The following is an 11483-nucleotide window of genomic DNA, read 5'->3' as shown; positions in this document are numbered from 1 at the left end:
AACATCTTTTTTAATAGTGAAGTCCTATACCGATAAAAATTTCTGAAACAGGTTTGCCGTCACGCTTTGCATAACCTGATTCATTTTTTATTTCTCTTAGGTCATGACCGTAGCTTATACGGGCATAAATGCTTCTCATTTTTATAGGATACATTATGATTTCTAAGCCGCCGGAATACCAGCCATACTTGGGATTATAATAAGTGTTTGATGCAGGATCATGAACCAAGGCCGTATCTATAAATGGAGATATGTGCAGTTCAAAGCCGAAAAAGCGTGTCCATGCCACTCCGGTAATTTCTTCCCATTTAAAAACGCCTATTTTTATTGGTACATCAAAGTTAAAACTCATAGCCGTATCTGTAGAAATTCGGTTGTTTAAAATCCCGCGTAGAAAACTTCCGCTTCTTTCTGAATGTTTATCAAATAAATTATAATGAAAATCAAACCGTCCATAAAGGCCGACTCTATCCACGAAAGAGTAAAAGCCCTTTGTTTCCATACCAAAAGAAACATCTACATTTCCTTTTTTATATGTATTATAATCATAATTATTATTTAATTCTAAATCAAATCCTTGTCTGAAATTATTTACCCAGTTTACATTTTCCATTGAGAGCTTATGTGACCACTTAATATTGAGCCCTTTGTGATCATCATTGGTAACTTTTGCAAACTTCCAATCTCCCTCTATTCCAAAATAAGGAATCCATTTAATCGTACCTAATGTTTGATTTTTATATATATCAAATGCCAATGATGTATATAATCCGTTTGTAAGATAATAATCTTTTTCTGACGGAGAAGCAGATACCTTTATACCTTGTGTAACACCTGCAGTTAAAGTCAGCCAATCAACACCTAATTTATATGAAGTACTTAGACCGGTTGTAAAATCAAATCCGAATTTTTTATCTTGATCTACCTTCATTCCTAAATCATTACTCCAAACCAATTTAACAGGATTAATATAGAAAGGTAAAGCGAATCTTGAACCAATCTCAAAAACCGATTTTCCATCATTGTTTCGTTTATATATCAAATCCATTGTAAAAGGTTCAAGAGTGCCTAAAAAATTAAAATCTTTTAATTTTATTTTAAATTCGAATCCCTCATTCGAATCAAAACTTGGATATGGAAGAGCAATCATATTCCAAGTGTCTTTAACATATATTTTAAGCTTTACAGGAGTAATGTTGTTTTGAGGCTCTAAAAAATCGAAAGTAATTTCATGTTTTTCAATTGTACGGATATTTTTAAATTCCTTATTAAGCTCTGCAATATAAACATCAAACTCTTCTTTAGAGGTAAACACCCGATTTGTATCTACAGGAACTTTAGCCGATAGCGGTTTCACCTTAGTAAAGCCTTTTACGATGTATTCAACACTTTCAATCTTATAAGCCATAACAGCATGCGGCTTATCGGTTTCGAGTTTTTCATCAGTGTTTTGAGTATAAAGATTAGTTATAAAAAGGCAGCATAGTGCAGCCGTTAAAAAAAAATCTTTTGAGCATTTTATTCCACCATAACGTTATTTAGGCAGCCTAATATTACAAGACTGCCCTTTTATAAATTTTATTTTTTTAATTTGGAATCGTCTTCGATTATTCTTTGAGCATTTGATTCCATATAAGATTTGACTGCACCTGCTATTTCCTTATCATAAAGAGAAAAGATTCTTGCAGCGAGGAGGGCGGCATTTTTAGGCTCCAACACCAGTGCCGGAGAAATACCCGAAGGCATCCTAAGAGAAGAATAAATGTCTGCCCCTGCAAAGCTGTCGGAAGGAGGAGGACAGGCAATTGTCGCACTCTTTACAAAACCGTCAACAAAACCTGAAAGAGCATTACTCCTTCCGGCAATTGTGATATATAGCTTCGGCCTATCAAGAGCCTCATATTCTTTTAACATAGAAACAACATGCTCTGCCGTTTTATGAGCCGAGCCGATTCTGATAGCGTACTCTATTCCAAAAATCTTTAACTCTGAGGCTATTTTTTCTGCATGGCCCATATCTGAGGACGAGCCCATAAGTATTATTACAAGAGGTTTCACATTAGACCTGCCTTTTTTAAGTTTTTTGCTATACGTTCTTCAGCCGGATATTCTCCCGGAACAAATTTCGATTTTGTCAATTTTTCGTAGGCCGTAATATAAAGCTGAATAGCCTCGTTCCAGACCTCTTCATCGAGTTCGGGGATTTCGCCGTCGCCGCGGTAGCCCTTTGCTGCGTAGGCCATTCTTACAAATTCCTTATCGAAGTTTTCAGGCTCCTTACCTTCTTTTAATCTTTGCTCGTAAGTGTCGAGCTTCCAATAGCGTGAAGAATCGGGGGTATGTACCTCATCTATCAAAAGAATATTATTATCCTTATCTACACCGAATTCGTATTTTGTATCAACCAAAATTAAGCCCGCTTCTTTTGCACTTTTTTGACCTCGCTCAAAAAGGGCAAGGGCAGCTCTTTGCACAAAGTCCCATTGTTCTTTTGATAGATAGCCTTGCGAAACAACCTCATCGCAGGTAAGCCTTTCATCGTGCCCCGTGGGACCGCCCTTTGTAGTAGGAGTTATAATAGGCTTAGGCAGGGCCTGATTTTTTGTCAAACCTTCAGGAAAATCATACCCGTAAATATTTCTTTCGCCTAAGGAATATCTATACCATAGAGCCGTTGAAGTTACACCGGTGATATACCCCCTAACTATTACCTCTATGGGAAGGGGTTTAACCTCCGTTACGATAATGCAGTTAGGATCGGGACAAGATATTATGTGATTTTTGATTATATCCTTGGTATTTTCAAACCACCAAAGAGAAAGCTGGTTTAAAACCTGCCCCTTATACGGAAGAGCCGTTAATACCCTGTCAAAGGCAGAAATTCTATCGGTTGTTACAATCAAGCGTTTGCCTGTTTCAGGTGAATACCAATCCCTGACCTTTCCGGTTTGCTTTGCGGGGAGAGGTAAATTAGATTCTCTAAAAGCTGCATTTCGTGAAATCATTTTAAACTCCTTAGGATAATTTTTACCCGCCAAGTATATATGAAGATTTATAAATTTTCAAGTATCCGTGCAATTTGCGAGTATTCCGATAGAAGAAAAATATAATTTTATCTATAATGGGGGTAAATTGCAATTAAATAAAAGAGGGTATAGTTGTGAAAAAAATAGCGGTGGTAAGCGGAGGTTCAAGCGGTATAGGTCTTGAAATTACAAAGGCCTTGATTTTAAAAAATTATTTTGTATACACCATGAGCCGCAGAGAATTTTTAAGTTTGCCTCAAGATCAAACTAAACATATTTCTCTTGACATTACGGATGAAGAAAAACTGATAAGGGCTTTTGCAGATATTTGGGAAAAGGAAGGGAGGATTGATTTAGCCGTATGTGCCTCAGGATTCGGCATTTCGGGAGCCGTAGAATTTACAAGCCTTGAAGAGGCAAAAAGACAGATGGATGTAAATTTTTTCGGTGCTTTTTTGTTTATCAGGGCAGCAGCCTCATATATGAGGCCTCAGTCTTTCGGAAGGATATTTGTGATCAGCTCTATAGCAGGAGAAATAGCCATCCCCTTTCAAGCCTTTTATTCTGCATCAAAGGCTGCTTTAGGAAAACTCTTAGAAGCTTTTAAAGCGGAACTTCAGCCCTTCGGTGTAGACTGTGCCCTGATAATGCCCGGAGACGTTGCTACCCCCTTCACGGCTGCGAGGGACAAATCAAATTCCGGAGACGATATTTATAATGGAAGAATTTCAAAAAGCGTTTCCAAAATGGAAAAAGACGAACAAAAGGGAATGAGCCCAAAAAAGTTAGGAAGATTCGTTGCCTCCCTCGCAGAAAAAAGAAAAATAGCATTTTTTTATCCTTATAATTGGACTTATACCTTTCTTCTTTTTTTATATAGGATTTTACCCCGCAGGCTTGCACTTTTTATTGTACAAAAACTCTATGCGGAATAAGGAGCTATCAAGGCCTTAAGCCTTGATAGCAAAATGGAGATTGTTATGTTTTAAAATGCCATTACTTTTTCTTCAATAAGCACCTCCTCCCTTGCCCCAGCCTTATCTCCCGAATTTTTAAAGACGGGTTTGAATTCTACATGTTCTGCAACAACCTTTACCTTGCTGTAGCTTTTCCCGTCAGTACCGACCCACCTATCCTGCTTAATTCTGCCTACAACCCGAACTCCCCTGCCCTTAGCCCCGTTTTGTTCGCATAATTTTGCAAGACTTGACCATGTTTCCACATCAAAATATGAAGTTTCCTGAACAAAGGCATCATCTTTCTTGTAGTTTCTGTTTGAAGCAATAGAAAAAGTACATAGAGCTGTTCCATTTGCTGTAGTTTTCAAAACAGGTTCCCGCACCATGTTTCCCTCGATGATAAGCGAATTTAATGATTTCATTTCATACCTCCAAAAATCAAAAAAATAACCTAAATGTGAACGATTGTTCAAAACATTACTAAAGCTGAAGGACGGCGCCGCTTCCTTGCTTTCAACTAATTATAGACCTGTAAACGCAATTTTTAGTAAAATTTTAAAAATATTTTTATAAAATTTAACGAAAAAAAACTATTTTTTAAAAGCTCACGGCTTACGCACGAAAAAAAATAGCCGATATTTAAACTATGAAAACATTAAAAGAATATTTTAACGAACTTAATGATAATCGTCAGTCTGGCAAAGTAAAACATCTAATCAGCGAAATATTGGTAATAGCACTGTGTGCTGTTTGTAGCGGAGTTCAAACTGTATTTGAAATAGGGGAATTTGCCGAAGTAAAAAAGGATTGGCTAAAAAATGAGATAGGACTATTGTTAGAAAATGGAGTTCCTTCGCACGACACCATAGGAAGAGTCCTTGCGATGATTAATCCCAAACAATTTCAAAACCTTTTTATCTCGTGGATTGAACAATCCCTTAATATTCCGACAGGTTCATACATTCACATTGATGGAAAAACATTACGTGGAAGTGCAAGTGAACAAAGTAGAGGTATTCATTTGGTAAGTGCATTTGCTCACGAAGCGGGAGTTGTACTAGGACAAATAAAATGTGCTGAAAAATCGAATGAAATCACAGCAATTCCTGAACTCCTTAACCTTTTAAAACTAAAAAGCTCGATAATTACTATAGATGCCATGGGTTGTCAAAAAGAAATAGCAAAAGAAATCACAAAGAAAAAATGTGATTATGTATTGGCTCTAAAAGAAAATCAACCGGCAGCGTATAATGATGTAAAAGATTATTTTTCTATAGAAGATAAAGACTTTCAAAACACACTTTTAAGATTTGAAACCTTGGATATAGGGCATGGCAGAGAAGAAAAAAGAGAATACTTTCTTTCTTCTAATATAAACTGGTTTGCAGATAAGAATAAATGGGCAAATTTAAAGAGTTTTGGAATGGTCAAAAGCACTGTAAGGTGCAAAGGCAAACAATACAGTGAAAAGCGTTACTTTATTAGCAGTATAGAGGATATAAATGAGTTTGTAACAGCTGTAAGAACACATTGGACAATAGAAAACACCTTACACTGGTCGCTGGATGTAATATTTAGAGACGATGAATGTCAAATTCGAGAAAAAAATACTGCTGAAAACATAGCAATTTTAAGGAGGATTTGCTTTAATCGAATGAAAATGTATCAAAACGGTAAAACTCTGAAAAGGAAGAAGATGCTTTGTACTTTTGATGATTCATTTAGGTTTAATGTTTTATTTAGCTAAGGAATTCATGCGTAAGCCGTGTTAAAAGCTGACCTCTTATTGACTGAATACATAAAAATATGGTATTGTGTTTCACTATATTTATATTTTAAATTAATTTAAAAAGGATGGGTTTTATGAATTTTATACCTTTATTGCAAGGAGCCCCTCAAGGTGCTTTCGGCTCCTTCGGTTTTTTAATACCAATGCTTTTGGTTTTCGTAATTTTTTATTTTTTGCTTATCCGGCCGCAAAAAAAGGAACAGCAAAAAACTGAAAGAATGATCTCCCAGCTTCAAAAGGGAGATAAAATTATCACCATCGGCGGTATTCACGGTGTTGTGAGCTCCACAAAAGAAAAGACTATTATTATAAAAGTTGATGATAACTGCAAAATCGAAATTAACCGCTCTGCAGTAGGTGCTGTCTTAAAAGATGAGCCTCCCAAGCCCGATTTCGGCGGAGATGGAGAAAAGAAAAGATCTTTATTCGGAAAAAAATCCAATGATTCCGAAAGCACCGATACTTCAGCACAAAACGAATCAAAATAAACTATTTGCGGTTTTAAATTTTAAGTTTAGAACCGCAAAGGGAGATAAATAATGAGTAAAAGATTTAGGTTTATCGTAGTTCTTCTTGTTATCGCCTTATGCTTTGTTTTCTTACATCCTACTCTTAAATGGTATTTTTGGACAAATCAAGAAGATAAAGCATTAGCCTTGGCATCAAGAGAAAAGATTAAAGATTATTCCGAAAACATGGCCAGAGCTGATGTTGACAAGCTGATAGAAATGGCTGTTTCAGGCTCAAAAGAGCCCCTTTCGGAAAAGTATGCTCCTATAATTAAAGAAGCTAAGGCCCGCAGAAAGACCTTGGGTATGGAAATTCCCTCGCAATGGACGGCTCAAGATGTAGCAGCAAGTTTTAAACTTTCTTCAAAAGAAAAGTTCATTCCGGTAGCCCAGCCTATTTTAGAAACTGCGTATAGGGATTCGATTTTAGGCATAAAAAAATATCAAACAAATGCCGTAAAGTTGGGACTTGACTTGTCGGGCGGTATGCTTGTTATTATCAAAGCCGACTTAGATGCAGCTATTTCTGCAGACGGAGCAAGCAGCGAAACAATAAGCGATTCCAAAAAAGCGGCCATGGATTTGGCTATGGATACTCTTCGAAGCCGAATAGATAAATTTGGTCTTACAGACCCGGTGATCAGACGGCAAGGAGATGACCGCATTTATATCGAAATGCCGGGAGCAGCCGATGCCGATAAGATCAACTCCATTATCATGGGACGCGGTATTTTGGCCTTTCATATAGTGGATGATGAGGCGACTCAGGCTTTTAGAGAATATTACAGAAACAACCCCGGGAAAACCTTCGATGCCGAATACAATCTTTTAAACCCCGAAATTATACCTGAAGACTGCATGGTCTTAGGAGTATACCACAAAGATGCCTACGGTATAGATGAAAGGGATGATAGAGAACCCTTCCTCGTCGTAAAAAAACAAGCAGGTCTTGAAGGCAAGCACCTTGTAAGCGTAGACACCTCAGCAGATCAAAGATCCAATAACCCGCTTGTAAACTTCTCACTTGATGCAGAAGGAGCAAAAATCTTTGCGGAATTAACGGCAAACAACGTAGGCAAACGCCTTGCCATCGTTTCGGACAACAAGATAAAATCTGCCCCCAACCTTAAAGAACCCATTACGGGAGGAGCGGGAAGCATCAGCGGAATGTCTGCAACGGAAGCAAATAACCTTAAAACCGTTTTAAGAACTGCATGGTTAAATGTTCCTCTACAGCTTGAAACACAGCAGGTTGTAGGAGCCAGCTTAGGTGATGAAAAAATTAACGAAGGCATCATGGCCTTACAGTGGGGCTTAATCGCCGTTTTGATCTTCATGCTCGTATTCTATAAAGAAGCCGGAGTCAATGCCTGTATTGCCCAAATCTTAAACCTTTACATAATGTTCAGTATTCTTTCGGCATTCAACCTAACCCTAACCCTGCCCAGTATTGCAGGTATGATTTTGACTATAGGTATGGCAGTCGATGCTAATGTTGTGGTTTTTGAAAGAATAAAAGAAGAACTAAAACTCGGTAAAACAAGGGAAGCGGCCATAAACGCCGGTTTTGAACACGCTTTTTCTGCTATCATGGACTCGAACATCACAACCTTTATAGCAGCCTTCTTCCTTTCCATCCTAGGAACAGGACCGATAAAGGGCTTTGCATACAGCTTAGCTATAGGTGTTGTTTCCTCAGTCTTTACCGCCTTGTTTGTGTCGCGCTTAATATTCGACTTCGGAACTCAAACCCTAAAATTCAATAAGATTCATATCAGCTGGAGGAAGTTAGAAAATGAAAAAAATAATTAGGTTTTCAAAATTTTTCGTTCCGGGCATTATTCTAAGTATAGGGCTCATGGTTTTTGGAATTGCAGGTTATTTTACCAAGGGTATCAATTTCGGTATCGACTTCCAAGCAGGTTTTATCGAAAAGGTAAAAATAGCACCTACAGCCTTAGAGCTTTCCTATCAAGGCCCTTTAACAGTTTCCTTTTCACAAGGTATATCCGACATTTCAATTACGACCACCTCTCTGGATGCAGAAAACAAATCTTACGTATTTAAGTTTGCCGATAATCCGACTCTTAAAGACTTTGCTGACGGTATTGCTTCTATCGAAGGTCTAAAGGTTAAAATAAATGCATCTGCAAACACACTGCTCAAAGACTTATTTACGAATTCAGAGTCCTCACCCCGTCTTTCTCAAGAAATTTTTAGACTCCATTATTTGGATAAAAGTCTTAAACCCATAAGTACTGACGAGGTGCGCCATGCTCTTTCTTCCATTCCTTCGGTTTCCGTTCAGCAATTGGGAACACCTGAAGACAGATATTTTCAGATAAGACTTGCAGATGACGGAAAATATGAGAATGCAAACAAAGAGCTTCGCTCAATTATAACCTCTGCTTTAAATGCTGCCTACGGTACTGAAAACATTGCGGTTATGGGTACGGACTTTGTGGGCTCACGCTTTTCTTCTTCTTTGGCAAAACAGGCAATTTTGCTTGTAGGCGGAGCCTTGGTTTTAATCTTTGTTTATGCAATGTTCCGATTCCAGTGGAACTTTTCTGTAGCTGCTATCTTAGCCCTGCTTCACGATACAATGATAATGGTTATGTTCATTTCATGGACTCAAATGGAATTTAACTCGACGACCATAGCTGCAATCCTTACGATTATCGGTTACTCAATAAACGATACAATCGTTATCTTTGACCGTATCCGTGAAAAGATTCATCTTGAGCCAAGGCTTGAATGTAACGAAGTTTTGGATAAGGCTTTAACTGAAGTATTTACCAGAACAATTATTACAACAATGACGACAATGGTTGCAGTTGTAGCTCTTTATGTGTTTACAACCGATGCCATGAAGGACTTTGCTTTAGCCTTAATTGTAGGTCTTATAAGCGGTACCTATTCGTCAATTTACATTGCTTCTTATTTTATCGCTGCAACATCCAAGGGTAAAAAAGCCGGAGAGATGATTACCAGAGGCAAAAAGGCCCCCGGCGAGCTTTCAGGAGCAGTTATCTAAAAAGAAAAATAAATCTTTGTATTGTAAGGTTTTAGCAAGCGGCCGGTTTGAAAAATCGGCCGCTTTTTTTATGCCCTGTCGGCTATTTCTTTTAAAGCGGCAGCAGCTTGCTTGCTTTCTTCAAGGGTATTAAACGAAGAAAAGCTGAATCGGACTATGCCCTGCTCTTCGGTGCCGAAAGTCTTGTGTACCAAGGGAGCACAGTGAGCTCCCGGGCGGCTTGCAATACCGTAGTCCTCATCGAGGATGCGGCTTATTTCGCCCGAAGGGATAGAGCCTATGTTTAGGCCTACAACAGATCCCGTTTTTTCGCTCCAAGGGTTTCCGTATATTTTGATACCGGGAATGTTTTTTATTTCTTCAATAAAGTTTAATTTTAAATCGGCCAATTTTTTTTGAATTGAATCAATGCCTGTTTTTACAACATAGGAGGCTCCGGCATTTAACCCCATAAAGGAGGGAACATTCATGGTTCCCGCTTCAAAGATATCGGGCATTTCGGAAGGATGGACCTTATCGAAAGAATGAACCCCGCTTCCCCCCGAAAAGACAGGTGAAAAATCAAAGTTTCCGTTTACGATAATTCCGCCTGTACCCTGAGGCCCGTAAAGGCCCTTGTGCCCCGTAAAGCAAAAAATGCTTTGTCCGTATTTTGAAACATCTATAGGAATTGTCCCCGCACTTTGAGAAGCATCCACAATCATGATTAGTCCGTGTTTTTTGCATACGGAATGAACCCTGTCCAAATCACAGATTGAGCCAATGACGTTTGAACAGTGGTTTACTATAATCGCCTTGGTGTGCTCTTCGATTTCTTTTTCGATTAGATCATAACGCAAAAAGCCTTCTTCGATGGGAATAACAGAAAGGCTAGCCCCTTCTTTTTCAAGCTGGTAGAGAGGCCGCAAAACAGAATTATGCTCAAGGGCAGAGGTTATGATATGGGAATCTTTTTCTTTGCCCCAAAAAAGGCCTTTTATTACAAGGTTTAAGGCGGAAGTAGCATTTTGACACAAGGCAACATTTAATGGATTTTTTATGTTAAAAAGCCTTGCCAAAGTTTGCCTTGTTTTAAAAAGCTCTGTGAGGGCTGCATGAGCCGAAGAATGAGCCCCGCGGCCCGGATTCCCGAATCTGTTTGAAGCAAGGCCTCTAAACACCTCTTGAGCCACACTTTCGGGCTTTTGAAGGGTGGTAGCGCTATTGTCAAGATAGATCATATTTTTCCACAAACCTCTCACTTTTTTCTGTTTTTAAAAGATAGGTTCCCGTGTAGGGAATTTCGGCCTCAGCTAAGAGGCGGGAGGCTTCTTTTATTCCGTCTTCATTTACTCTTAGAACAAGCCCGCAGCCCGCCGAAATCTCGGGCGGCAGCGGAATAAGCCTCGCATCAGTCAGCGACCCGCCGGAAGTTACGGCTTCGGCGGCGATTGCATGATGAGAAGACGAAAACGAAAAAACGCCGTAGGTTTTCAAATCTTTTACCTCGATATCTTATTAAATTATAATTTGATGAACTTAGGGGCGTACTACAAAATGGGTACGCATAATTTCGGTAATGCGGTACATATTTGTGGGAGAACCGACTTGAAGCTTTTCTTTAAGCCCGTAAAAGTCCAGACAGAGCCCGCAAGACAAAACCTCGCAGCCTTGAGAGGCAAGGGCCTTTAGGTCGTTTACGGTTTTTTCGTTTTCGGTTGTAAGCCGTACACCGGAATTATAACAGATAACGAACTTGGGAAGCACATCCTGTTCCGTGAGGGCATAGATAAAGCCTTCCAAAAGTTTTTTTCCGAAACCTTCATCTCCCGATCCCATCTGATCCGAGTTTATCACAACGGCATATTCGGTGTTAGAAGTTTGAGGCACCGCAACAGGATTTAAACTTACTCCTTCCGCGGCTTTTAAAATAACGGTAAACTCTTTTTCATTTATCTTGCTTACTTCAACTCCTATACCGATCTGGGCAGCCATCTTCGAAAGATTTTGAGTTGCAACTTCATTGTCAACCTTGACCAAGATATTTTCTTTCCCCGTATTTTCCCTTACAGCCTTTTTTTGCCATAATAACGGGAATAGGACAAGCCTGTCCCATAGCATTTACTTCTATCATAATGACCTCTCTATATATTAATTTTTTAGATATATTATCATAAATGATTA

General features: G+C 38.8%; 11 protein-coding genes and 1 pseudogene. 5 read left to right on the top strand and 7 right to left on the bottom strand.

Features of this window, described 5'->3' with window-relative positions:
* Positions 1 to 10: 10 nt before the first annotated feature.
* The 3 genes from E4O00_RS00610 to E4O00_RS00600 form a co-directional block, all read right to left on the bottom strand.
* Positions 11 to 1408 carry a hypothetical protein gene (locus E4O00_RS00610; RefSeq protein WP_253678063.1) on the bottom strand — a complete coding sequence of 466 codons (1398 nt, stop codon included), beginning with the start codon at positions 1406 to 1408 and terminating at the stop codon, positions 11 to 13.
* 170 nt (positions 1409 to 1578) lie between these two features.
* Positions 1579 to 2058 carry a phosphoribosylaminoimidazole carboxylase gene (gene purE, locus E4O00_RS00605; RefSeq protein ID WP_253678062.1) on the bottom strand — a complete coding sequence of 160 codons (480 nt, stop codon included), beginning with the start codon at positions 2056 to 2058 and terminating at the stop codon, positions 1579 to 1581.
* Positions 2055 to 3005 (bottom strand): phosphoribosylaminoimidazolesuccinocarboxamide synthase, encoded by a 951-nt coding sequence (locus E4O00_RS00600; RefSeq protein WP_253678061.1) that lies wholly within the window; start codon positions 3003 to 3005, stop codon positions 2055 to 2057. The genes purE and E4O00_RS00600 overlap by 4 nt, the downstream gene beginning before the upstream one ends.
* A gap of 155 nt (positions 3006 to 3160) precedes the next feature.
* Between E4O00_RS00600 and E4O00_RS00595 the strand changes: the two genes are divergently transcribed.
* Entirely contained in the window at positions 3161 to 3961 is an 801-nt protein-coding gene (locus E4O00_RS00595; RefSeq protein WP_253678060.1) for an SDR family NAD(P)-dependent oxidoreductase, read from the top strand.
* Between the two features lie 50 nt (positions 3962 to 4011).
* Here the strand turns inward: E4O00_RS00595 and E4O00_RS00590 are convergent, their stop codons facing one another.
* A complete protein-coding gene (locus E4O00_RS00590; protein WP_253678058.1) occupies positions 4012 to 4407 on the bottom strand; it encodes a single-stranded DNA-binding protein in 396 nt (131 codons plus the stop codon).
* A gap of 224 nt (positions 4408 to 4631) precedes the next feature.
* Between E4O00_RS00590 and E4O00_RS00585 the strand changes: the two genes are divergently transcribed.
* The 4 genes from E4O00_RS00585 to secF all read left to right on the top strand — a co-directional run bounded on the left by E4O00_RS00585 (position 4632) and on the right by secF (position 9320).
* Entirely contained in the window at positions 4632 to 5732 is a 1101-nt protein-coding gene (locus E4O00_RS00585) for an ISAs1 family transposase (RefSeq protein WP_253677274.1), read from the top strand.
* 116 nt (positions 5733 to 5848) lie between these two features.
* Entirely contained in the window at positions 5849 to 6262 is a 414-nt protein-coding gene (yajC, locus tag E4O00_RS00580) for a preprotein translocase subunit YajC (RefSeq protein WP_253678056.1), read from the top strand.
* Between the two features lie 51 nt (positions 6263 to 6313).
* On the top strand, positions 6314 to 8095 hold the full coding sequence (gene secD, locus E4O00_RS00575) for a protein translocase subunit SecD (RefSeq protein WP_253678054.1): 1782 nt from the start codon (positions 6314 to 6316) through the stop codon (positions 8093 to 8095).
* On the top strand, positions 8079 to 9320 hold the full coding sequence (gene secF / locus E4O00_RS00570) for a protein translocase subunit SecF (RefSeq protein WP_253678048.1): 1242 nt from the start codon (positions 8079 to 8081) through the stop codon (positions 9318 to 9320). Before secD ends, secF begins: the two co-directional genes overlap by 17 nt.
* 68 nt (positions 9321 to 9388) lie before the next feature.
* On the opposite strand, the gene E4O00_RS00565 is transcribed toward secF, so the two are convergent.
* The 3 genes and pseudogenes from E4O00_RS00565 to yedF form a co-directional block, all read right to left on the bottom strand.
* On the bottom strand, positions 9389 to 10540 hold the full coding sequence (locus E4O00_RS00565; protein ID WP_253678047.1) for an aminotransferase class V-fold PLP-dependent enzyme: 1152 nt from the start codon (positions 10538 to 10540) through the stop codon (positions 9389 to 9391).
* On the bottom strand, positions 10527 to 10796 hold the full coding sequence (locus E4O00_RS00560) for a putative Se/S carrier protein (RefSeq protein WP_253678045.1): 270 nt from the start codon (positions 10794 to 10796) through the stop codon (positions 10527 to 10529). The genes E4O00_RS00565 and E4O00_RS00560 overlap by 14 nt, the downstream gene beginning before the upstream one ends.
* Positions 10797 to 10838: 42 nt before the next feature.
* Positions 10839 to 11433: pseudogene (yedF, locus tag E4O00_RS00555) on the bottom strand (sulfurtransferase-like selenium metabolism protein YedF).
* Positions 11434 to 11483 lie beyond the last annotated feature (50 nt).

Source organism: Treponema sp. OMZ 788, from assembly GCF_024181245.1.
Taxonomy (GTDB): domain Bacteria; phylum Spirochaetota; class Spirochaetia; order Treponematales; family Treponemataceae; genus Treponema_B.
This window is presented reverse-complemented; position numbering and strand designations above follow the sequence as displayed.

Bases quoted from the DNA above. Each gene is read 5' to 3' on its own strand.
- E4O00_RS00610 (WP_253678063.1), bottom strand. From the start codon at position 1,408: ATGGCTTATAAGATTGAAAGTGTTGAATACATCGTAAAAGGCTTTACT.
- E4O00_RS00600 (WP_253678061.1), bottom strand. From the start codon at position 3,005: ATGATTTCACGAAATGCAGCTTTTAGAGAATCTAATTTACCTCTCCCC.
- E4O00_RS00590 (WP_253678058.1), bottom strand. From the start codon at position 4,407: ATGAAATCATTAAATTCGCTTATCATCGAGGGAAACATGGTGCGGGAA.
- E4O00_RS00585 (WP_253677274.1), top strand. From the start codon at position 4,632: ATGAAAACATTAAAAGAATATTTTAACGAACTTAATGATAATCGTCAG.
- yajC (WP_253678056.1), top strand. From the start codon at position 5,849: ATGAATTTTATACCTTTATTGCAAGGAGCCCCTCAAGGTGCTTTCGGC.
- secD (WP_253678054.1), top strand. From the start codon at position 6,314: ATGAGTAAAAGATTTAGGTTTATCGTAGTTCTTCTTGTTATCGCCTTA.
- secF (WP_253678048.1), top strand. From the start codon at position 8,079: ATGAAAAAAATAATTAGGTTTTCAAAATTTTTCGTTCCGGGCATTATT.
- E4O00_RS00565 (WP_253678047.1), bottom strand. From the start codon at position 10,540: ATGATCTATCTTGACAATAGCGCTACCACCCTTCAAAAGCCCGAAAGT.